The organism is Pseudomonas sp. efr-133-TYG-23, from assembly GCF_030209215.1.
Classification (GTDB): domain Bacteria; phylum Pseudomonadota; class Gammaproteobacteria; order Pseudomonadales; family Pseudomonadaceae; genus Aquipseudomonas; species Aquipseudomonas rhodesiae.
In genome coordinates, this window is record NZ_JARVSL010000007.1 from 22605 (window position 1) to 45356 (window position 22752).

The following is a 22752-nucleotide window of genomic DNA, read 5'->3' on the forward strand; positions in this document are numbered from 1 at the left end:
GTTGACAACCAGGGACTCCCTAACAATACTTCGACATAGTCATACGACAACCTACAACAAAAATCTGGAATGCCCATGACCACCACCACCCCAGCTCCCTTCCATCGCCTGCTGCTTACCGGTGCCGCCGGCGGCCTGGGCAAAGTCCTGCGCGAACGCCTTCGCCCCTACGCTCAGGTGCTGCGCCTGTCGGACATCGCCGAAATGGCCCCCGCCGCCAACGCCCAAGAAGAAGTGCAGCCCTGCGACCTTTCCGACAAACAGGCCGTGCATCACCTGGTTGAAGGCGTCGACGCGATTCTGCATTTTGGCGGCGTGTCAGTGGAGCGTCCGTTCGAGGAGGTCCTCGGCGCGAATATCTGCGGGGTTTTTCATATCTACGAAGCCGCCCGTCGCCATGGCGTCAAACGGGTGATCTTCGCCAGCTCCAACCATGTGATCGGCTTCTACAAGCAAGACGAAAAAATCGATGCCCACTCCCCGCGCCGCCCGGACAGCTACTACGGCCTGTCCAAGTCCTACGGCGAAGATATGGCGAGTTTTTACTTTGATCGCTACGGCATCGAAACCGTCAGCATCCGCATCGGCTCCTCGTTCCCCGAGCCGCAGAACCGCCGGATGATGCACACCTGGCTGAGCTTCGATGACCTGACCCAACTGCTCGAACGCGCCCTGTACACGCCCAACGTCGGCCACACCGTGGTCTACGGTATGTCGGACAACCTCGACACCTGGTGGGACAACCGCTACGCCGCGCACTTGGGCTTCGTGCCCAAAGACAACTCCGAAGTGTTCCGCGCCCAGGTCGAAGCCCAGCCGCCGGTGGCCGACAACGACCCGGCCAAGGTCTACCAGGGCGGCGCATTCTGCGCGGCTGGGCCGTTTGGCGACTGAGCGTTTACCAATCCAAGGGAATGAGTGGCCATGACTGCTGAATTAATCGTCGACGCCCGCAATGCCGTGGGCGAATGCCCGGTATGGGTGCCGGAGGAAAACGCGCTGTACTGGGTCGATATCCCCCACGGCGGCCTGCAACGCTGGAGCGCCCAGAGCGGTGAAGTACAGCGCTGGAATGCCGACACCATGCTCGCCTGCATTGCGCGCACCGAAACCGGCGGCTGGGTCGCGGGTATGGAGAGCGGTTTTTTCCAACTCACCCCCCGAGCCGGTGGGCATCTAGATACCCAACTGCTGGCCGGCGTAGAGCACCCACGCCCGCACATGCGCATGAACGACGGCCGCTGCGATCGACAAGGGCGTTTCTGGGCCGGCAGCATGGTGCTCGACATGGGTGCGAACGCCGCCGCAGGCATTCTTTACCGCTACGCCGGTGACGGCGCGGCCCATGCCCAACTGGACGGTTTCATCACCCTTAACGGCCTGGCGTTCAGCCCGGACGGGCGCACGATGTACGTCTCGGATTCGCACCCATTGGTGCAACAGATCTGGGCCTTTGACTACGACGTCGACAGCGGCACGCCGTCCAACCGCCGAGTATTTGTGGACATGCACAACCACCTCGGCCGTCCGGATGGCGCAGCGGTGGATGCCGATGGCTGCTACTGGATCTGCGCCAACGACGCCGGTCTGATCCACCGTTTCACCCCCGAAGGTCGCCTGGACCGCTCCCTGAGCGTGCCGGTGAAAAAACCCACCATGTGCGCCTTTGGCGGCAGCCGCCTGGAGACCTTGTTCGTCACCTCGATCCGGGATGACCAGGGCCCCCAGTCGCTCGCCGGCGGCGTGTTCGCCCTCAACCCCGGCGTCACCGGATTGCCGGAGCCCACCTTCGCCCTCTAGCTGCATCGCTGTGCCTTGAATACAACAATAACAAGACAGGAGTGACCCCCATGGACTTCAAACGCACCTTGCTGGCCGCTGCACTTCCCCTCAGCGTTCTTCTCAGCAGCGCCGCCCAGGCGCTGGAAATCAAGTTCGCCGACGTTCACCCCGCCGGCTACCCCACCGTGGTCGCCGAACAAAACATGGGCAAGGCCCTGACCCAGCAAAGCAACGGCGAACTGACCTTCAAGTACTTCCCCGGCGGCGTGCTGGGTTCGGAAAAAGAAGTGGTCGAACAGGCCCAGGTCGGCGCCGTGCAGATGACCCGCGTCAGCCTCGGCATCGTCGGCCCGGTGGTGCCGGATGTGAACGTGTTCAACCTGCCATTCGTGTTCCGCGACCAGGCACATATGCGCAAGGTTATCGATGGCGAAATCGGCGATGAGATCCTCGCCAAAATCACCAACTCCGAGTTCGGCCTGGTGGCCCTGGCCTGGATGGACGGCGGCACGCGCAACCTCTACACCAAAAAACCGGTACGCAAGCTTGAAGACCTCAAAGGCATGAAGATCCGCGTGCAAGGCAACCCGCTGTTCATCGATGCCTTCAATGCCATGGGCGCCAACGGCATCGCCATGGACACCGGCGAGATCTTCAGTGCCCTGCAGACCGGGGTGATCGACGGCGCGGAAAACAACCCGCCGACAATGCTGGAACACAACCACTTCCAGAACGCCAAGTACTACACCCTCACCGAGCACCTGATCCTGCCCGAGCCCATCGTGATGTCGAAAATCACCTGGAACAAGCTCACCCCTGAGCAACAGGTGATGGTGAAAAACGCCGCCAAGGCCGCCCAGGCCGATGAGCGTGTGCTGTGGGACAAAAAGTCCGCCAGCAGCGAGGAAAAGCTCAAGGCCGCCGGCGTGGAATTCATCACCGTCGACAAAAAACCCTTCTATGACGCCACCGCGCCGATTCGCGCGAAATACGGCGCGGCCTACGCCGACATCATCAAGCGCATCGACGCCGTTCAGTAACCCTCCCCTTCCCTGACAAGGCCCGGCGCGGTCGACATCGACGCGCCCGGTTACGGTGAACGCCATGAAGAATTTACTGCTGCGCATCAACGACCGCATTTACATGACCTGCATCTGGGTCGCCGGCCTCGCGGTACTCGGGGTCGCGCTGATCATTCCCTGGGGCATCTTTGCCCGCTACGTCCTCGGCACCGGCTCCAGCTGGCCGGAGCCCACCGCCATTCTGCTGATGCTGGTATTCACCTTCATCGGCGCCGCCGCCAGCTACCGCGCCGGCGCCCATATGTCGGTGGCGATGATCACCGACCGCCTGCCTCCCGCCCAACGCCGCCTCGTCGGTATTTTTACGCAACTGCTGATGGGCAGTATTTGCCTGTTTATGACGGTCTGGGGCGCCAAGCTGTGCGTGTCGACCTGGAACCAATTCATGAGCGCCATCCCCACCCTGCGCGTGGGGATCACCTATATGCCGATCCCCATCGGCGGGCTGCTCACGCTGATATTCGTAGTGGAGAAGCTCCTGCTCGGTGACCAAAGCAACCGGCGCGTGGTGCGCTTCGACCTGGTGGAAGAAAGCGAAGGGGCTGCCTGATATGGACGCATTGATTCTGTTGGGCAGCTTTATCGCCTTGATCCTGATCGGCATGCCGGTGGCCTACGCCCTGGGGCTATCAGCGTTGATCGGCGCGTGGTGGATCGACATTCCGTTCCAGGCCCTGATGATTCAGGTGGCCGGCGGGGTGAACAAGTTTTCGCTGATGGCGATCCCCTTCTTCGTGCTCGCCGGGGCAATCATGGCCGAGGGCGGCATGTCGCGGCGGCTGGTGGCGTTCGCCGGGGTACTGGTGGGCTTCGTGCGCGGCGGCCTGTCGCTGGTGAACATCATGGCCTCGACCTTCTTCGGCGCCATCTCCGGTTCGTCGGTGGCCGACACCGCCTCGGTGGGCTCGGTGCTGATCCCCGAAATGGAACGTCGCGGCTACCCCCGCGAGTTCGCCACCGCCGTTACCGTCAGCGGCTCGGTGCAGGCGCTGCTGACCCCGCCCAGCCACAACTCGGTGCTCTACTCCCTGGCGGCCGGCGGCACGGTGTCGATCGCCTCGTTGTTCATGGCCGGCGTGGTCCCCGGCCTGCTGATGAGCGCATGCCTGATGGTGCTGTGCCTGATCTTCGCCAAGAAGCGCGACTACCCCAAGGGCGAAGTCATCCCCCTCAAGCAGGCGCTGAAAATCGCCGCCGACGCGCTCTGGGGCCTGATGGCCATGGTGATCATCCTGGGCGGTATCCTCTCGGGCATCTTCACCGCCACCGAGTCGGCCGCGATTGCGGTGCTGTGGGCATTCTTCGTCACCATGTTCATCTACCGCGACTACAAATGGAGCGAGCTGCCAAAGCTGATGCACCGCACGGTGCGCACCATTTCCATCGTGATGATCCTGATCGCGTTTGCCGCCAGCTTCGGCTACATCATGACCCTGATGCAGATCCCGGCGAAGATCACCACGCTGTTCCTGACCCTGTCGGACAACCGCTATGTGATCCTGATGTGCATCAACATCATGCTGCTGTTGCTCGGCACGGTGATGGACATGGCGCCGCTGATCCTGATCCTCACACCGATCCTGCTGCCGGTGGTGCTCGGCATCGGCGTCGACCCGGTGCACTTCGGCATGATTATGCTGGTCAACCTCGGCATTGGCCTGATTACGCCGCCGGTGGGCGCGGTGCTGTTCGTCGGGGCAGCGGTGGGCAAGGTGAGCATCGAAAAAACCGTGAAAGCGCTGGTGCCCTTCTATGCCGTGCTGTTTCTGATCCTGATGGCCGTGACCTACATCCCGGCGCTGTCGCTGTGGCTGCCGAGCGTGGTGCTGTGATGCTTGAGCTTGAAGATGCGTTGACCCACCTCAGCTTGAATCCAGCGGTGGGCGGCAGCCTCGTCAATTGGCGCGTGCGCGCCACCGGCCAGCCGCTGTTGCGTCATAACGACGAACAGGCCATTGCGACCGGCCTGCCGGGCAAGCTGGGCTGCTATCCGTTGGCGCCGTGGTCCAATCGCATTGCCCACGGCGGCTTCGACAATCCCCTGGGTTGGCTGGCGCTCAAGCCCAACAGCCTGACCGACCCGCTGCCGATCCACGGCTCCGCGTGGCAGCAGGCGTGGCAGGTGGTGAGCCAGGCAACGGATGAGGTGCTGCTGGCGGTGGAGTGCGACACGCCCTTCGCTTATCGCGCCGAGCAGCGCGTGCGCTTGCATGAGGGCACGCTGAGTCTTGCGTTGCGCGTCACCCATTTGGCCGAGGAGCCGGCATGGCACGGCTTGGGCTTACACCCCTATTTTCCGCGCCGACCAGGCACGCGGTTGCAGGCCAGGGCCGCGCAGGTGTGGCTGAGTGATGCGTCCAAGCTGCCGACGGGGTTGGCATCGATACCGGCGGACTGGGATTTCCGGCTCCTCAATGAGCTGCCCGAGCGTGTGGTGGACAACGGTTTTTGCCAGTGGGACGGGGCTTGCCGGATCGAACAGCCGGAGCTGGGCTATGTATTGGAAGGCCAGGCCAGGGGGGCCGATTACTTCCTGCTGTACTGCCCACCGGGGCTGGGATTCTTTTGCATAGAGCCGGTGAGCCATCCGGTGAATGCCCATCACCTGCCGGGCAAGCCGGGCCTGAAACTGCTGGAACAAGGCCAATCAGCCCACCTCGATTTCATCCTGAAATACGTCCCCATTATGGGAGGGGGCTTGCCCCCGATGGCGGCAGGCCAGTGACATAGATGCTGTGATTGACCCCCTGCAATCGGGGGCAAGTCGAATCGTCGCACCGCCCCTCCCACAATTGGTCAAACCCCTTCAGGGCGGGCTGTTTTTGAGCCGCCCTGCCGTGTCGATACTCACGACAACCGACAACCCTGGCCTTAAGCGTTCGCTCTCGGCCTGATTCGGGTCCACCGTAATCCGCACCGGCACGCGCTGGGCAATCTTCACAAAATTGCCGGTGGCATTGTCGGCCTGCAACAGGCTGAACTCGGAACCGGTGGCCGGGGAAATATGCTGCACCGTGCCGTGAAACTTGCGATGGTTCAGCGCATCCACGGTAAAGGTCACTGGCTGGCCGACCTGCACATTGTCCATCTGGGTTTCTTTCATATTGGCGATCACCCACAGCTGCTTCGGCACCAGCGCCATCAGTTGCGCGCCGGAGTTGACGTAGGCGCCGAGGCGCACGCCGATTTGGCCCAATTGGCCGTCACGGGGCGCGGTGATGCGGGTATTGGACAGGTCGATCCGCGCCAGTTCCACCGCCGCGTCGGCACTGGCCACGGCGGCTTCCAGGGAGCCGCGATTGACGATCACCGTCTGCAAATCCTGCCGGGCGATTTCCAGGCTGGCCTGGGCCTGAGCGACCGCTGCCTGGGTCTGGGCATTCGCCGCGCGGGTCACGTCCAACTCGCGCTTGGACACCGAGCCATCGCTGATCAGTTCCTGGTTACGCCGCAGGTCGGCGGTGCTTTTGCGCGCCTGGGCCTGGCTGTCCGCCAAGGCTGCCTGACGCAGTTTGATCGTGGCTTCGGCGCTGTTGCGTTGCTGCACCACATTGGCCAGCGCGGCCTTCTGCACCGCCAGTTGCGCCAGCGCCTGGTCGAGGCGCTGCTTGTAGATGCGGTCATCCAGGCGCACCAGCAGGTCGCCGGCCTTGACGTACTGGAAGTCCTGCACCGGCACCTCGAACACATAGCCGCTGAGCTGCGGGCCAATAATCGTCACCTGACCGCGCACCAGGGCATTTTCGGTGGTTTCCACCGCGCTGCTGAACGGCGGCAATTGCCAGGCATACAGCACGATCAACACGCCGACGATGGCAATCGCGGCAAAGCCCAGGGAGGACAGGATGCGCACCCGCAATGGGCGCAGCTCGGTGGGCACGGCACCCGGCGGCGTGCTGCCCTCCGGGGTTGAAGCAATGGCGGTGGTGGTCGTGGTCGAAGGTTCGGTCATGAAGTAACGCCGCTGGGTTGAACGGGAGGAGTAGCCGCTTGGGTGGTCGTCATCAGCCATAGGCTGCGGGTAAAAATCCACAGCATGGTCAGGATCGCGATGATCGCAATCAGCATAAACACATCGTTGTAGGCCATCACATTCGCTTCACGGGTGGCCGCTGTGGCCAGGCTGCGAATGCCCATGAGGTTGCGTAATTCTGGGTCGGCCACCAGCCCGCCGTAGGCCGAACCGCCGCTCTGCACCCGCGCGGCCACGCGGGGGTCGAGCAGGGTCAGGTGTTCGACGATCATGCTGGAGTGAAACTTCTCGCGCACCACCTGGAAAGTGCCGAGCAACGCCGCGCCGATCAGCCCGCCGAGGTTCTGGCAAATGCCGAACATCACCGAAAAACTCACCAGATTGCGCGGGTTGGCCAGCACGTTTTTGGTGCCCAGTACCATGGTCGGCCCCAGAAAGAACGTACCGCCGAAGCCTAGCAGGAACTGGCTGACATACAGGTTCTGCGGCCGGGTCAGGTTGCTGGAAAAGCTGTCCATTACCGACCCGGTGGCCATCAGCGCCAGGGAGATCACCAGCGGCATCAACAGGTGCGCCGGGTTGATGGTCAACGCACTGATCGCCAGCCCGCTGATCGCCCCGGCCAGCATCACCACGTAAAGCGTGTGCATCTGCTCGTAGCTCATATTGAGCATCTGCATAAAACCCACCGCGCCGGTGGACTGCTCGGACAGCACCATACGAATCAGGATCACCGCCAGCGCCAGGCGAATCATCACGCCGCTGCCCAGCCAGCGCGTCATCAGCAACGGGTTGGCGCGGTTATGTTCGATGGCCAGGCCAGCCATGATCAGCACCAGGGAGCAGGCCGAGGCAATGCCGATCCACGGCGCTTCCAGCCACCAGTCGATACGCCCCAGGGACAGCACCGCACACAGCAGCGCCACACCGCTGGAAAGAATGGCGAAGGTGAGGAAATCGAGTTTTTCAAAGGTCTTGAAACGGTCACCGGGCGGCAGCTTGAGCAGGAACACACAACCCAGGCAGATCAGCGCCAGGCCCAATTCGAACAGGTACAGGCCGCGCCATTCGGCGATCTGCAGCAGATCCTCGGAGAACAAGCGCGCCAGCGGCAGCGCCAATTGCGCGGTGCCCAACCCCAGCACCAGCGCCTTCAAGCGCCATTTGGCCGGGAATGCCTGGATCATGTAATACAAGCCCAATGAACTGAGGGCCGCACCCACCATGCCATGGGCCGCGCGCACGGCGATGGCCGAGTTGAGGTCGTTGACGAACAGGTGGCCGAACGTCACCAGCGCATACAGCACCAGAAACACTTCGGTGAAGGCCCGCAAACCGAACTGCTGGCGAAACTTCACCAGCAGCAGGTTCATGCACACGTTGGTCATTACATAGGCGGCGGGCAGCCAGGCCATTTCGGCGGTGGTCGCACCGAGCGCGCCTTGCAGGTATTGCAGGTTGGCGATCACCAAAGAATTGCCCAGCCCGCCGGTGATCGCCACCAGCACACCGACCATCGCGAACAGCCAGCGCTTATAGGTCGGGTGCCACGGCGTCGACGGCGAACCGGGCAGGCTCGGGCGTTCGTGGGGTTGCCAGGCGCGGGGGGTGTATTTGTCCATTCAATGACCTAGATGACCCGACGGGGGCGTCGGTAATACCTCTACTCAGAGAACAGTAAACCTGAGCGGAGTTCATCTTGCCATCTTGGGGTGGAATGGGGGTCTGAAGCGGGTAGGGTCAGAAAGTGGGAGGGGCAAGCCCTCCCCCACATTGGATCTCAGGTGCATCCAGAGGCAGACTCCAAATCAAATCCAACCGAGCCAACTCCAGTAAGTCGCCGCCAACACCAACATCAGCCCATACCCGATCAACGTCACCAGAATCCCCACCTTGGCAAACTGGCGCGCGGTAAATGTGCCGGTGCCCAGGCACACCATGTTCTGCGGCGCGTTGATCGGCAGGATAAACCCGTAACTCATCACAAACCCCAGCAACAGGGTCATGCCCAAGCGGCTGAATTCGCCGGGCAAGGTTTGCAGCACCGCAATCAGGATCGGCAATAGCGCCGAGGTCAATGCGGTGGCGCTGGCAAAGCCCAGGTGGATCAGGATCAGGAACGCGCCAAGGATCGCGAACACGCCCAGCGGGCCGACCTGGTCCAAGCCGGTGTGGGCCACCACCGCAGCACCCAGCCACTGCCCGGCCTGGGTGGTCAGCAACGCCGTACCCAGGCTGATGCCCACGCCGAACACGATCACCGTGCCCCACGGAATGCGCGACTGCACATCTTTCCAGGTCATCACACCAATGCCCGGCAACAACAGGAACACCAACCCGGCATAGGTGGTCGAGGTGGTGTCGAAAGGATGCAGGCGCCCCTCTGTGGCCCACGCCAACAGCAGCAGCACCGACACCGCCAGCAAGCGTTTCTGCGGGCCGGTCATGGGGCCAATGTCCACCAGGGACTGGGCCACGGCTTCCTTGCCGCCGGGGATGCTGTCGGTTTCCGGCGGCAGCAGCTTGAGCACCAGAAACAGCAGTACCGCCGACATGATCAGCGCCCACGGCGCGCCGGCGATCAGCCAATCGAGCCATGACACGCGCTGGCCGAGCATCTTGTCCATAAAACCGACGGTCAGCAGGTTCTGCGCCGCGGCGGTCTGGATGCCGACGTTCCAGATGCTGGTGCCTTGGGCAACCACGATCATGATCCCGGCGGCGATATTCGAGCGCTTGTCCACGCCGAACGCGGCGATCACCCCCATCATGATCGGCACCACACAGGCACTGCGCGCCGTGGCGCTGGGCACCACCAGGCTGAGCAGGATCGTCACCGCGATCGCCCCCAGCAGGATGCGCCGAGTGCTGGTGCCGATACGGCTTAGCGTCACCAGGGCGATGCGCCGATCCAGGCCGGTATGGGTCATGGCCGCCGCGATAAACAGCGCCCCTGCCACCAGCGCCAGCGCCGGGTTGGCGAAGCCGGTGAGCGCCATGCTGATTGCCGGGCTGGAACCAATCAGATGCGTGGGGTCTTGCAGCGAGGGTGCCGTGCCGAGCAGAAAGGCCATGAGCGAAGTGATCATGATCGCGCTGGCCTCATAGGACACCGCCTCGGTGATCCACACCACCACGGCAAACCCCAGGATCGCCAGCATGCGCTGCCCGGCCACCGGCAGGTCGGCGGGCAGCGGCAACAGCAGCACGCCGGCCATCGCCAGCACGGCGATCACCAGGCCCAGGGGCAATTTGAAAGGTGCAGCGGTCATGGCGTACTCCAGGCCTCTAGATCAGGCCTTAAGAGTGGGGCAATGCCAGCTGCGACGTATTGACAGGTATCAAGCTTCTAGGCCAGCAATTGACTGAGTACCGCGCGCAACTTTCCGGGCTTGACCGGTTTGTTCAGCAACGGAGCATCCAGCCGGCGCAACGCACGGCGGCATTGGTCGGTGCGGTCGGCGGTGATAATCACGGCGGGGATCTTGTGACCGAAATGCTCGCGCAACTGCTTGACCACCAGGCAGCCCACCACCCCGTGGTCGAGGTGGTAGTCCGCCAGAATCAACTCCGGCGCCCTGCCCTGCAGCGCCTGCAATGCGCCGGCCTGGTCGGTGGCGGTGACCACGTCGCAACCCCATTGGCCCAGCAGCGCGCGCATGCTGTCGAGGATGCTGATCTCATTGTCGATCACCAGCAAACGCCGCCCCGGCAATGGGTTACCGGTGGTCGGCAGGGTGGGCAACTGGCTGATCGCGGGTGGCATCTCTGCGCTGATGGGCACCTCGATGCTGAACATCGAACCGCGCCCCGGCCATGACCGCACCGCCACCGGGTAGCCGAGAATCTCGGCGATGCGTTCGACAATCGCCAGCCCCAGGCCTACGCCCTTGCGCTCGGACGCGCGGCCGACATCGAGCTGGTTGAACTCCAGGAAGATCGCCTCCAGCCGGTCGGCAGCGATCCCGCGCCCGGTGTCCCACACCTCCAAGCGCAGACGATCGCCACGACGGCGGGCGCCGAGCAGGATGCAGCCTTCGTCGGTGTAGCGGCAGGCGTTGCTCAGGAAGTTGCGCAAGATCCGCGTCAGCAAACGCAGGTCCGTATGGATCGCATACCCCCCGGTGCGCGCACGCAGGTTCAGCCCGGCCGCCTGGGCCACCGACTGGAATTCCGAGACCAGCGGCGCAAACACTTCTTCCAAGCGATACACCGCCGCGTCCGGCTTGACCGCCGCCTGGTCGAGCCGCGAGATATCGAGCAGATCCGTGAGTAAGTCCTCGGCGCCTTCCAGGGCCTGATGGGTACGCTCCACCAGCACCTGCTCGACACTGGGCAACGCCCGCTCGCGCAGGGTGGCGATCAACAGGCGCGCGGCGTTCAGCGGTTGCAGCAGGTCATGACTGGCGGCGGCGAGGTATTTGTCCTTGCTGCGGTTGGCGGCCTCGGCGGCGTCGCGGGCATCGCGCAGTTGCCGTTCCACCTGTTCACGCTGGGCGATCTGCTGTTGCAGGTTGCGGTTGGCCTCCAGCAATTCATCGGTGCGCGCGGCCACGCGCTGTTCCAGTTCATCGTTGAGGCGGATATAGCGCCGGCGCTCGGCTTCCAGTTCGTCCAGGCGTGCCGTCAGTTCGGGGTAATGGCTCTTGCGCGCCGACTGGTCGCCCAGCCCGAGCAACCCGGCGAGGGCGCGCTGCTGGTCGTCAGAGAGCTTCGCCATACACGACCTCGACGTCACGCTGGCTCGACTCGCGCGGGTTGGTGAGGATGCACGGGTCGTGCATCGCATGCTGGGACAGGAACGGAATATCCGCCACGCGCACGCCATGCAAACCGAGGGTTTCATGGAAGCCAATGGCGTGTTTCAGGGCAATCAGGTGTTCCACCAGGCGCCCACAGATCTGCCGATGGTTCAGGCCCCGGCAGTCGATGCCGAAGGTCTCGGCAATCACCTTGAAGCGCTCCGGCGCCGAGTTGTAGTTGAACGCCACCACATGCTCGACCAGCACCGCGTTGCACAGGCCATGGGGCAGGTCGAGAAAGCCGCCGAGGCTATGGGACATGGCATGCACCGCGCCAAGGATCGCATTGGAAAACGCCAGGCCGGCCTGCATGCTGCCGAGCATGATCTTTTCGCGCAGGGCAATGTCCGTGGGGTTGGCGATCATCTGCACCAGGTTGCCGTTGATCAACCGCATGGCCTCCAGGGCATGGGGGTCGGTGAGCGGGCCATGACCGGTGGAAACGAACGCCTCGATGGCATGCACCAAGGCGTCGATGCCGGTGCAGGCGGACAGGAACGGGTCCATGCTGGCGGTGGTTTCCGGGTCGATCAGCGATACATCCGGCACCACCGCCTTGCTGACGATGGAGAACTTCATGCGTTCCTGCTGGTTGGAAATGATCACGAACTGCGACACATCCGCCGAGGTCCCGGCGGTGGTAGGGATCAGGATCAGCGGTGGGCTGGGCACGCGGATGGTGTCCACGCCTTCGAAGTCCAGAATGCTGCGCCCGTGGGCCACCACGATGCCGATGGCCTTGCCGCAGTCCATGGGGCTGCCGCCGCCGATGGCGACGATCACGTCGCAATGGTTTTCCCGGTACACCTCGGCGCCGAGCATCACCTCCTCCACGCGCGGGTTGGGCGATACGGCGCTGTACAGGCAGTAGTCGATGCCGATGGCCTGCAGGCTGGCTTCCACATCGGCGACCCAGCCGGCGGCGATCACACCGGGGTCGCTGACCACCAGCACCTTGCGCGCACCGAAGGTTTTGGCGTAGTTGCCAACGTTATGCCGGCAACCGGCACCGAAGATGATTTCAGGCGAGACGAATTTACGCAGGAGGCTCAGGTTTGGGCTCATTGGAAAGCCTGTTCTTATTATTTTTGGAAGATGCGCTCCACACTAACCGATCCGCAGGCGTTTGCAATCAGACCAAAGGGTCATTCCCATAGCGCACCGGCCAGCACTGAGCTGGCCGGCTGTTGAATCAACGGCTGGCGAAGTACATGGTCACTTCAAAGCCGATACGCAGGTCGGTGAAGGCGGGTTTGGTCCACATGGGAGAGTCCTCTTGTTGTGCCGGAAGATTCCGGTAAAGGCATTAATACATGGGGGGTTGGGGGGGCGAATGCTACTTTCGACGTAAATGCCGCACTGCATTAGTCGCGAATGTACAGGAAACAAAACTGTGGGAGGGGGCTTGCCCCCAATGGCTGTGGGTCAGTCAACATTTATGCCACTGACCCACCGCTATCGGGGGCAAGCCCCCTCCCACACTTGATCGCATTGCAATTAGAGGATCAGAAGAACCCCAACGGGTTGATGTCGTAGCTCACCAGCAGGTTCTTGGTCTGCTGGTAGTGGTCCAGCATCATCTTATGGTTCTCACGCCCCACACCTTGCAGCCGCCGTTGCCGCGAATGTACAGGGAACAAAACTGTGGGAGGGGGCTTGCCCCCGATGGGGGTGTGTCAGTCACAGCTGTTTAAGCTGACACTCCCTCATCGAGGGCAAGCCCCCTCCCACACTGGGTCGCATTGCAATTGGAGGATCAGAAGAAGCCCAACGGGTTGATGTCGTAGCTCACCAGCAGGTTCTTGGTCTGCTGATAGTGGTCCAGCATCATCTTGTGGTTCTCACGCCCCACACCTTGCAGCCGCCGTTGCCGCGAATGTACAGGGAACAAAACTGTGGGAGGGGGCTTGCCCCCGATAGCGGCGTGTCAGTCACAGCTGTTTAAGCTGACAATCCCTCATCGGGGGCAAGCCCCCTCCCACATTGGGTCGCATTGCAATTGGAGGATCAGAAGAACCCCAACGGGTTGATGTCGTAGCTCACCAGCAGGTTCTTGGTCTGCTGGTAGTGGTCCAGCATCATCTTGTGGTTCTCACGCCCCACACTTTGCAGCCGCCGTAGCCGCGAATGTACAGGGAACAAAACTGTGGGAGGGGGCTTGCCCCCGATGGTGGCGTGTCAGTCACAGCTGTTTAAGCTGACACTACCTCATCGGGGGCAAGCCCTCTCCCACACTGGGTCGCATTGCAATTGGAGGATCAGAAGAAGCCCAACGGGTTGATGTCGTAGCTCACCAGCAGGTTCTTGGTCTGCTGATAGTGGTCCAGCATCATCTTGTGGTTCTCGCGCCCCACACCCGACTTTTTGTAGCCGCCGAACGCCGCATGCGCCGGGTACAGGTGATAACAGTTGGTCCACACACGCCCGGCCTTGATCGCCCGGCCCATGCGGTAGGCGCGGTTGATGTCGCGGGTCCACAGGCCGGCGCCGAGGCCGAATTCGCTGTCGTTAGCGATGGCCAGGGCTTCGGCTTCGTCCTTGAAGGTGGTGATGCCCACCACCGGGCCGAAGATTTCCTCCTGGAACACGCGCATCTTGTTGTGGCCCTTGAGCAGGGTCGGCTGGATGTAATAGCCGCTGGACAGGTCGCCGTTCAAGTGTTCGGCCGCGCCGCCGGTGAGCAGCTCGGCGCCCTCCTCCTGGGCGATCTTGAGGTAGGACAGGATCTTGTCGTATTGCTGCTCGGACGCCTGGGCGCCGACCATGGTTTCGGTGTCGAGCGGGTTACCGCGCTTGATCTTGACGATCTTCTTCATCACCTCGGCCATGAACGGCTCGTAGATCGACTCCTGCACCAGCGCCCGCGACGGGCAGGTGCACACTTCGCCCTGGTTGAAAAACGCCAGCACCAGGCCCTCGGCGGCTTTCTCGATAAACTGCGGCTCGGCACGCATGATGTCTTCAAAGAAGATGTTCGGCGACTTGCCGCCCAGCTCCACGGTGGACGGGATGATGTTTTCGGCGGCCGCATGCATGATGTGCGCGCCAATCGGCGTGGAGCCGGTAAAGGCGATCTTGGCGATGCGTTTGCTGGTGGCCAGGGCCTCCCCGGCTTCGCGTCCAAAGCCCTGCACAATATTGAGCACGCCCGGCGGCAGCAGGTCATTGATCAGTTCGGCGAACACCATGATCGACAGCGGCGTCTGCTCGGCCGGCTTGAGCACGATGCAGTTCCCGGCGGCCAGGGCCGGGGCGAGTTTCCACGCGGCCATCAGCAGCGGGAAGTTCCACGGAATGATCTGCCCGACCACACCCAACGGTTCGTGGAAGTGGTAAGCGGCGGTGTGTTCGTTGATCTCGGCGGCGCCGCCTTCCTGGGCGCGGATGCAGCCGGCGAAATAACGGAAATGGTCGGCGGCCAGGGGCACGTCGGCGTTGAGGGTTTCACGAACGGCCTTGCCGTTATCCCAGGTTTCGGCCACGGCCAGCACTTCGAGGTTTTGTTCGATGCGGTCGGCGATTTTCAGTAGCACCAGGGCGCGGTCCTGGGCCGAGGTTTTGCCCCAGGCATCGGCGGCGGCGTGGGCGGCATCCAGGGCTTTATCGATGTCGGCGGCGCTGGAGCGCGGGAATTCAGCAATCGCTTGGCCGGTAACCGGCGAGGTGTTGGTGAAGTACTCGCCGCTGATCGGTGCGACGAACTCGCCGCCGATGTAATTACCATAACGCTGCTTGAAGCTGACGATAGCGCCAGGGGTGCCAGGTTGTGCGTAGATCATAGTAAAGCCTCTGTCTGGGTCCGGGCCTGTCGGTCAACAGGCGATCACCCGATAGTAAGGTGCCCCCACCGCCGGGCGAATGCGCCGTTGGCAGGAGGGCACTGCTCATTTGGTCGTAGAACTAGTGTTTGGCCACCAGGTCCTTGGGCAACTTAAAGGTCCAGAGCATGCCGCCCTGGTTGAAGTCCTTGATGCGCTTGGCCACTTCACCGCCCCACAGCGGCACCGCGCCGCCCCACCCGGAGACCACCGAGACATACTGCTCGCCGTCCATGTCCCAGGTAATCGGCGAGCCGAGCACGCCGGAGCCGGTCTGGAATTCCCAGACTTTCTCGCCGGTCTTGGCGTTGAAGGCCTGCAGGAAACCTTCCGGCGTGCCGGTGAACACCAGGTTGCCTTTGGTGGTCAGTACCCCGCCCCACAACGGCGCGTAGTTTTTGTGGCGCCAGACTTCCTTGCCGCTGACCGGGTCGATGGCGCGCAGCACGCCGATGTAGTCTTCGTTCAACGGTTTGATGGTGAACCCGGCGCCGAGGAACGCCGCGCCTTTCTTATAGGCGATGCCTTCGTTCCACATGTCCATGCCCCACTCGTTGGATGGCACATAGAACAGCCCGGTGTCGCGGTTGTAGGCCATGGGCATCCAGTTTTTCGCGCCGAGGAAGGCCGGCGCAACGAACACCGACGTGCCCTTGGCTTCACTGCCCGGCGCGCCGGGGCGGCTGGCTTCGTTGTAGATCGGCCGGCCGCTCTTATCCAGGCCGGTGGCCCAGGTGATCTTGTCGACAAACGGGAAGCCGCGGATGAACTTGCCGTTGGTGCGGTCCAGTACATAGAAGAAACCGTTGCGGTCGGCCGTGGCCGCGGCTTTGATTTCCTTGCCGCCCTCGGTGTAGTTGAACGACACCAGTTCGTTCACGCCGTCATAGTCCCAACCGTCGTGAGGCGTGCTCTGAAAGTGCCATTTGATGGTGCCGTCGTCCGGGTTGAGTGCCAGGCGCGAGGACGAGTAAAGGTTGTCGCCGGGGCGCAGGTGCGAGTTCCACGGTGCCGGGTTACCGGTGCCGAACAGCAGCAGGTTGGTTTCTGGGTCGTAGTAGCCGCCCAGCCACGGCGCCGCGCCGCCGGTTTTCCACAGGTCCCCCGGCCAGGTTTTACCCGCTTCGCCGCCGGAGATGCCGTTTTCCACGGCCTTGCCGTCCTTGTACACATAGCCCATATGGCCTTCGACCGTCGGGCGGGTCCACAGCAGGTCGCCGTTTTTCGGGTCGTAGGCTTCGATCTTGCCCACCACGCCGAATTCGCCGCCGGCCACGCCGGTGATCAGCTTGCCATTGATCACCAGCGGCGCGGCGCTGATGGAGTAGCCTTCCTTGTGGTCGGCCACGCGCTTGCTCCACACCACCTTGCCGGTGTCTTTATTCAGAGCCACCAGTTTGGCGTCCAGGGTGCCGAAGAACACCAGGTCGCCGTACAGCGCCACTCCACGGTTGATCACATCGCAGCAGGGGCGGATGTCATCCGGCAGACGCGCATCGTACTGCCAGAGTTTCTTGCCGGTGCGCGCATCCACCGCGAACACCCGCGAATAGGAACCGGTGAGGTACATCACCCCATCCTTGACCATCGGCTGCGCCTGCTGCCCGCGCTGTTTCTCGCCGCCGAAGGAGAACGCCCAGACCGGGCGCAGGTCCTTGACGTTGTCCACATTCAGAGTGTCCAGCGGGCTGTAGCGCTGGCCTTGCACACCCAGACCGTTGGTGACGATCTGCCCGGGGTTTTTCGGGTCCTGGAGAATGTCCTGATCGCTCACGGCGGCCACGGCTTGGCCGGATAACAGGATGGCACCGAGCAACACACTCAAGGCGAAGGGTTGGCGACGTGCGGGTTGGGTCATGACGGCTACCTCTGCGGTTTTTTGTTATACCCGGGAAATTTTCCCGGTCTGGTGCCGATTCTTGGGCGCAGGGGCGTTCGTCACAATTGACCGCAGTATCGAGATTGCTAGTTCCTTAGTAGCGGGTATCCAGCCGTTGCATCTGCGCGCGCTCGTAGCGCGGGTACAGGTGGCTGACGCTGCGGGTCAGTTCGTAGCGGCTCAGGTTGATCGCGGCAAAGCGTTCGGGGATGGGGCTGCGGATCAGCTCGGCCATGTCGCTGCCGTTGGCGGCGCCGTCGCGTAGCAGTTGGTCGAGCCAGCCCAGGTAATCGCGCATCTGGGCGAACGGCTGCGCATCGGCGGCCACCGGGCCGTGGCCGGGCACGATCAGGGTCCAGGGCAAGGCTTGCAGGGTGTCGAGGTCGGCCTGCCACGCCGCCAGCCCCGGGCTATGCGGCGTGGTCAGGGCGCGCTGGTAGAACACCAAGTCGCCGGTGAACAGCACCCCGGTGCGCTGGTCGAGAATGGCCAGATCGGCGCCGGTATGCCCGGTCAGCGCCAGCAAGCGCAGGTCATGCTGGCCCACGCTCAATACACCGGGTTGCAGCGCCTGGGTCGGCAATACCACTTCGGTGCCGCGCATCCAGTCGCCGACCATGCGGTAGAGGTTTTCCGCCAGGCTGTCGCCCTGCTCGTGCAGCAAGCGCGTGGTGTCGGCCAGGGCGCCGATGGGCACGTCCTTGAACGCTTGGTTGCCCAGGGCGTGGTCAGGGTGATGGTGCGTGATCAGTACCTGGATCACCGGCTTGGGGGTGACTTGGGCGATGGCTTGGCGCAGCGCTTCGCCGTAGCGCCGCGACGGCCCGGTCTCGATCACCACCACGCCGGCCTCGGTGACGATAAAAGCGGTGTTGACGATATTGCCGCCATTGGCCTTGGCAAAGTTGTCGGTGCTGCCTTCGAGCAGCCAGGTGTCGGCGGCGATCAGCCGAGGCTTGAGGGCGTAGTCCAGGTCCGCCAGGGCGGGCAGGCTCAGGCCCAGGCATAACAAGAGAATCCAGCGCATGCCGCGCTCCTTCTGGTCAGGGGATGGCCGCGTCGAACTCATTGCCGCTGTTGTCGCGCAGCACCAGGCGAGTAGGCCCCGGTGCTTCGATGTCGAAGGCCAGGTTGGGGTTCTCGCTGACCGCCGGGAACAATTCCAGCTCGGCCAGCACCTGATCGTCCTGGCCACGCAATTGCCCATGGTTGATAAAAAACTCAGGGATACCGCTGACCAGGCCGTTGTCCATCGGGTGCGCCACTTGCACGCGCACGCGGCTGAATTCGCCACGGGGGTAGCGCCCGCCGAGCACTTCGCCCAGATGCTCTTCCCAGCCCGGCTGGCTGCGCACCACACTGGGCGCGGTGCAGCCGCCGCCGGCCGCGTCGATCAGCGCCGACCCCACATGCCATATGCCGTCATCGGTAAGGACCGCGGCGCGCAACGGCGTGGCTTGCTCGATGCGGATGCGCAGCGCCAGCCACGGCAGCACCCCTTCCTTGGGCTGGAAATCGACGATTTTCGGCAGCGGGTTCAGCTCGGCCCAGGCCAGGATCCTCACCACATGCCCCTTGAACGCCCGCGCGTCGATTTCCAGCGGCACCTGGCGCGCATCCTCGGCGAACGGCGGCGCCAGCAGCTTGACCCGCGCGTCGAACACGAACGGCGCGTCGGCCAGCAGCTGCTTGTGGTAGAAGGCCCACATCACCGAGGGCACCGGGTCGACCTCCACGGCATGGGCGGCCAGTGGCAGCCAGCAGGCCAGGATGCAGCTCAGTCGCCAGTTCATCGCCTGCTCCTATTGGTACATGTCGGGCACTTCGTAGCGCAGGCCGTAGTGGCGGTAGATCGCCTGCAAACGGCCGTCGCGGATCAGACCTTCAAGGGCTTCTTCCACCGCATAGGCCAACTGGCGATTGCTTTCGTGCACCGCCATGCCGATCTCCCAGCGTTGCCGCCCCATGTTCGGGTAGGCGTTTTCCGCCAACGCCAGTTGCGGGTCATGGGCCTGCTGCACCTGCCAGTCGATTTCCCCGCGCATGGCCATGACCGCATCGACCTTGCCGGAGCGCATCGCCGCAAACGCCTGGGTCACACTGGGAAAATGCTGGGTGCTGGCCGCGAGTTGGCCGTTGAACACCGAGGTCAGGTAAAACGATGGCACGCTGTCGACTTCCACACCGATGGGGTGCTGCTGGAACACCGCCACGCTGGCGACCTTATCCAAGCGCCGGCGGTCGTAGGCCACCTGCCATTGTTCATTCTGGTACGGGCCGAACATCACCACCTGGCCGTTTTCCAGCTCGCCTTGATCGTTGCGCCGTTGTGCGTAGTCGTGGTCGTAGGGCGCGCGCAGCATCAGGTCGGCCAGCTGATGGTGATGCAAGGGGCTGCCGCGCCAGATGTAGTCGCGCAGGTCGTCGTCGAGCTTTTCGCCGGCCGGCGCCCAGATCAACTTGAGCCGCACACCGAGCGCCTCGGCCAGGGCCTGGGCCAGTTCCACATCGACGCCTCGGGGGGTGGCGCCGTCCTCGAAACTGTAGGGAGCAAAGTCCTTGTACACCGCCACTTTGATTTCGCCGGCGGCGATCATCTGGTCATAGCTGCGCACCTGCGCCTGCGCCGTGTGGCAGCACAGCAAGGCCAGGCCCAGCACCACGGCAAACAGGCGCATGGCATCACTCCTCGACGTGCACGCTGTCCAGGTAGGTGCGCACCGCCCACAAGGCTTCCTGGCTCAGGTAGTCGGCCATCTTCGGCATGTATACCCGGCCGTCGCGCACCGCGCCATGGCGTACGCGCTCGACAAACCATTCATCACCGGCCTCTCCCACATCCAGCATGCGCAGGTCCGGGGCGATGCCGCCGGATTTGGCTTCCAGGCCGTGGCAGGCGGCGCAGTTCTGGTTGAAGGCGGACGAGCCGATTTCCACAGCTTTGTCATGTTCGGGCGAATTGCGATAGGGGTTGACCGCCGCCCAGCCGTCCTCGTTGACCGGCACGCCGGCATCTTTGATGGAGGTCAGGCCTTTGGTTTCCACCGCTTGCGGGACCACGTTGCCATGGGCCCAGGCGGCCCCGGCACCAAGCACACCGACCAGCAGACCGGCGACGAGCAAGGCATTGTGTGTTGTTGTCATTGTTTTTGCCCTCAGGATTGCACGCAACACCTCATTGCAGAGGCTCTGGCAACCATCTTAGAAACCCCGGAGCGCGGGCCGTATGCTGCTTTGGTGGTCGCGCCCTCCTCCCTTGGTAGTAGGGCTTGTGGGGCACGCCTAAAACAGCGGCGGCGCGGGAAATCTTCCCGGCCACGGCGGGCGTTTTTCCGTATCCGGCCAGCGCCGCGCACCGCACCCTGTGCAGGTCAAAACCGACACTGGGAACTGCAACCATGACAATAAGATCGCTACCCGTCCGTTCACCCTTGAGCCTTGCCGTGCAGGCCCTGCTGCTGGCCGGCAGCCTGGGCCTGGGCACCGCCGCCCTTGCCGCCGAACCGCCACGCCAGACCCGCGCGGTCACCTGGGAAGACATCGCCAATGACCACCTGAGCACCCAGGACGTGCTGCAATACGGCATGGGCACCAACGCCCAGCGCTGGAGCCCGTTGGCCAAGGTCAACGACAAGAACGTGTTCAAACTCACCCCGGCCTGGTCCTATTCGTTCGGCGACGAAAAACAACGCGGCCAGGAATCCCAGGCCATCGTCAGCGACGGCGTGGTCTACGTCACCGGCTCCTATTCCCGTGTGTTCGCCCTCGACGCCAAGACCGGCAAACGCCTGTGGACCTACAACCACCGCCTGCCCGACAACATTCGCCCGTGCTGCGATGTGGTCAACCGCGGCGCGGCGATCTTCGGCGACAAAATCTACTTCGGCACCCTCGACGCACGGCTGATCGCCCTCGACAAAACCACCGGCAAAGTGGTGTGGAACAAGAAATTCGGCGACCACGCCGCCGGCTACACCCTCACCGGCGCACCGGTGCTGATCAAGGACAAGGTCAGCGGCAAGGTGCTGCTGATCCACGGCAGTTCCGGCGATGAATTCGGCGTGGTCGGCCAGTTGTATGCGCGTGACCCGGACACCGGCGAAGAGGTGTGGATGCGCCCCTTCGTCGAAGGCCATATGGGCCGTCTCAACGGCAAGGACAGCACGCCGACCGGCGACGTGAAGGCGCCGTCATGGCCGGATGATCCAAGTACGCCCACCGGCAAAGTCGAGGCCTGGAGCCACGGCGGCGGCGCACCTTGGCAGAGCGCGAGCTTCGATGCCGAAACCAACACGATCATCGTCGGCGCCGGCAACCCCGGCCCGTGGAATACCTGGGCGCGCACTGCCAAGGACGGCAACCCCCACGACTTCGACAGCCTCTATACATCCGGGCAGGTCGGCGTCGACCCCAGCACCGGCGAGGTGAAATGGTTCTACCAGCACACCCCCAACGATGCCTGGGATTTTTCCGGCAACAACGAGTTGGTGCTGTTCGACTACAAAACCCAGGACGGCAAAACCGTCAAGGCCACCGGCCACGCCGACCGCAACGGGTTTTTCTACGTGGTCGACCGCAGCAACGGCAAGTTGCAGAACGCCTTCCCCTTCGTCGACAACATCACTTGGGCCAGCCATATCGACCTGAAGACCGGGCGCCCGGTGGAGAACCCAGGCCAGCGCCCAGCCAAGCCACTGCCGGGGGAAACCAAGGGCAAAGCGGTGGAAGTCTCGCCACCGTTCCTGGGCGGCAAAAACTGGAACCCCATGGCTTACAGCCAGGACACCGGCCTGTTCTACATCCCCGGCAACCAGTGGAAAGAGGATTACTGGACCGAAGAGGTCAACTACAAAAAAGGCTCGGCGTACCTGGGCATGGGGTTCCGCATCAAGCGTATGTATGACGACCATGTCGGCACCCTGCGCGCGATGAACCCCACCACCGGCAAAGTGGTGTGGGAGCACAAGGAAGCTCTGCCGCTGTGGGCCGGCGTGCTGGCGACCAAAGGCAACCTGGTCTTCACCGGCACCGGCGACGGTTTCTTCAAAGCCTTCGACGCCAAAACCGGAGAGGAGCTGTGGAAGTTCCAGACCGGCAGCGGCATCGTCTCGCCGCCGATTACCTGGGAACAGGATGGCGAGCAGTACATCGGCGTTACCGTCGGCTACGGCGGCGCGGTGCCGTTGTGGGGCGGCGACATGGCCGAGTTGACCAAACCGGTGGCTCAGGGTGGGTCGTTCTGGGTGTTCAAGATCCCGAGTTGGGATAACAAGACCGCGCAAAAATAACCCCCCGGCGAGAATACCGGGCCACCTTTTGCGGCAAGCGGCTCCCCAGTGGGAAGCAGGCTTGCCCTGCGCTCGGCTGCGCAGCAGTCGTAGACCTGAGCGCAGGGAGGTGCTGGAGGAATGCCAGG

Annotated in this window: 19 protein-coding genes and 3 pseudogenes; 7 read left to right on the forward strand and 15 right to left on the reverse strand. The window is 63.2% G+C overall.

Features of this window, described 5'->3' with window-relative positions:
* Positions 1 to 75: 75 nt before the first annotated feature.
* The 6 genes from QRN41_RS03970 to QRN41_RS03995 all read left to right on the forward strand — a co-directional run bounded on the left by QRN41_RS03970 (position 76) and on the right by QRN41_RS03995 (position 5589).
* A complete protein-coding gene (locus QRN41_RS03970; protein WP_040268787.1) occupies positions 76 to 894 on the forward strand; it encodes an NAD-dependent epimerase/dehydratase family protein in 819 nt (272 codons plus the stop codon).
* A 30-nt stretch (positions 895 to 924) separates the two neighbouring features.
* Positions 925 to 1800 carry an SMP-30/gluconolactonase/LRE family protein gene (locus tag QRN41_RS03975; RefSeq protein WP_285421187.1) on the forward strand — a complete coding sequence of 292 codons (876 nt, stop codon included), beginning with the start codon at positions 925 to 927 and terminating at the stop codon, positions 1798 to 1800.
* 50 nt (positions 1801 to 1850) lie between these two features.
* The gene (locus QRN41_RS03980) at positions 1851 to 2822 is read left to right on the forward strand and encodes a TRAP transporter substrate-binding protein (RefSeq protein WP_167417915.1); all 972 of its coding nucleotides are present in this window, start codon (positions 1851 to 1853) and stop codon (positions 2820 to 2822) included.
* A 64-nt stretch (positions 2823 to 2886) separates the two neighbouring features.
* Positions 2887 to 3414 (forward strand): TRAP transporter small permease, encoded by a 528-nt coding sequence (locus QRN41_RS03985; RefSeq protein WP_034138656.1) that lies wholly within the window; start codon positions 2887 to 2889, stop codon positions 3412 to 3414.
* A 1-nt stretch (position 3415) separates the two neighbouring features.
* Positions 3416 to 4696, forward strand: a complete 1281-nt coding sequence (locus QRN41_RS03990; protein WP_034098900.1) for a TRAP transporter large permease — start codon at positions 3416 to 3418, stop codon at positions 4694 to 4696.
* Positions 4696 to 5589, forward strand: a complete 894-nt coding sequence (locus QRN41_RS03995; protein ID WP_167417916.1) for an aldose 1-epimerase — start codon at positions 4696 to 4698, stop codon at positions 5587 to 5589. Before QRN41_RS03990 ends, QRN41_RS03995 begins: the two co-directional genes overlap by 1 nt.
* Before the next feature lie 81 nt (positions 5590 to 5670).
* Here the strand turns inward: QRN41_RS03995 and QRN41_RS04000 are convergent, their stop codons facing one another.
* The 15 genes and pseudogenes from QRN41_RS04000 to pedF all read right to left on the reverse strand — a co-directional run bounded on the left by QRN41_RS04000 (position 5671) and on the right by pedF (position 20480).
* Positions 5671 to 6816 (reverse strand): HlyD family secretion protein, encoded by a 1146-nt coding sequence (locus QRN41_RS04000; protein WP_167417917.1) that lies wholly within the window; start codon positions 6814 to 6816, stop codon positions 5671 to 5673.
* Positions 6813 to 8459, reverse strand: a complete 1647-nt coding sequence (locus QRN41_RS04005; RefSeq protein WP_040268793.1) for an MFS transporter — start codon at positions 8457 to 8459, stop codon at positions 6813 to 6815. The genes QRN41_RS04000 and QRN41_RS04005 overlap by 4 nt, the downstream gene beginning before the upstream one ends.
* 186 nt (positions 8460 to 8645) lie before the next feature.
* Positions 8646 to 10109, reverse strand: a complete 1464-nt coding sequence (locus QRN41_RS04010; protein WP_167417918.1) for a DASS family sodium-coupled anion symporter — start codon at positions 10107 to 10109, stop codon at positions 8646 to 8648.
* A 77-nt stretch (positions 10110 to 10186) separates the two neighbouring features.
* On the reverse strand, positions 10187 to 11557 hold the full coding sequence (locus tag QRN41_RS04015) for an ATP-binding response regulator (RefSeq protein ID WP_040268794.1): 1371 nt from the start codon (positions 11555 to 11557) through the stop codon (positions 10187 to 10189).
* Entirely contained in the window at positions 11541 to 12704 is a 1164-nt protein-coding gene (ercA, locus tag QRN41_RS04020; protein ID WP_034098911.1) for an alcohol dehydrogenase-like regulatory protein ErcA, read from the reverse strand. Before ercA ends, QRN41_RS04015 begins: the two co-directional genes overlap by 17 nt.
* Positions 12705 to 12831: 127 nt before the next feature.
* The gene (pqqA, locus tag QRN41_RS04025) at positions 12832 to 12903 is read right to left on the reverse strand and encodes a pyrroloquinoline quinone precursor peptide PqqA (RefSeq protein WP_010209364.1); all 72 of its coding nucleotides are present in this window, start codon (positions 12901 to 12903) and stop codon (positions 12832 to 12834) included.
* A gap of 241 nt (positions 12904 to 13144) precedes the next feature.
* A pseudogene (locus tag QRN41_RS26235) lies at positions 13145 to 13246 on the reverse strand (hypothetical protein); the annotation flags it as partial.
* Between the two features lie 149 nt (positions 13247 to 13395).
* Positions 13396 to 13497, reverse strand: a pseudogene (locus QRN41_RS26240) (hypothetical protein); the annotation flags it as partial.
* A 149-nt stretch (positions 13498 to 13646) separates the two neighbouring features.
* Positions 13647 to 13745 (reverse strand): annotated as a pseudogene (locus QRN41_RS26245) (hypothetical protein); the annotation flags it as partial.
* Between the two features lie 152 nt (positions 13746 to 13897).
* Complete coding sequence (gene exaC / locus QRN41_RS04030) at positions 13898 to 15418, reverse strand: acetaldehyde dehydrogenase ExaC (RefSeq protein WP_034110971.1); 1521 nt, start codon at positions 15416 to 15418, stop codon at positions 13898 to 13900.
* Between the two features lie 121 nt (positions 15419 to 15539).
* Positions 15540 to 17315: a PQQ-dependent methanol/ethanol family dehydrogenase gene (locus QRN41_RS04035; RefSeq protein ID WP_167417919.1), complete on the reverse strand. Its 1776-nt coding sequence runs from the start codon at positions 17313 to 17315 to the stop codon at positions 15540 to 15542.
* A 115-nt stretch (positions 17316 to 17430) separates the two neighbouring features.
* Positions 17431 to 18363 (reverse strand): quinoprotein relay system zinc metallohydrolase 1, encoded by a 933-nt coding sequence (locus tag QRN41_RS04040; protein WP_167417920.1) that lies wholly within the window; start codon positions 18361 to 18363, stop codon positions 17431 to 17433.
* Between the two features lie 16 nt (positions 18364 to 18379).
* Positions 18380 to 19129: a quinoprotein dehydrogenase-associated SoxYZ-like carrier gene (locus QRN41_RS04045; RefSeq protein ID WP_034098920.1), complete on the reverse strand. Its 750-nt coding sequence runs from the start codon at positions 19127 to 19129 to the stop codon at positions 18380 to 18382.
* 9 nt (positions 19130 to 19138) lie between these two features.
* The gene (locus QRN41_RS04050; protein WP_285421188.1) at positions 19139 to 20014 is read right to left on the reverse strand and encodes a substrate-binding periplasmic protein; all 876 of its coding nucleotides are present in this window, start codon (positions 20012 to 20014) and stop codon (positions 19139 to 19141) included.
* Positions 20015 to 20018: 4 nt separating this feature from the next.
* Positions 20019 to 20480 carry a cytochrome c-550 PedF gene (gene pedF, locus QRN41_RS04055; protein WP_034098924.1) on the reverse strand — a complete coding sequence of 154 codons (462 nt, stop codon included), beginning with the start codon at positions 20478 to 20480 and terminating at the stop codon, positions 20019 to 20021.
* A 254-nt stretch (positions 20481 to 20734) separates the two neighbouring features.
* Here pedF and exaA point away from each other — a divergent pair, with 254 nt between their 5' ends.
* A complete protein-coding gene (gene exaA / locus QRN41_RS04060) occupies positions 20735 to 22624 on the forward strand; it encodes a quinoprotein ethanol dehydrogenase (protein WP_034098925.1) in 1890 nt (629 codons plus the stop codon).
* The last annotated feature ends 128 nt before the right edge of the window (positions 22625 to 22752 follow it).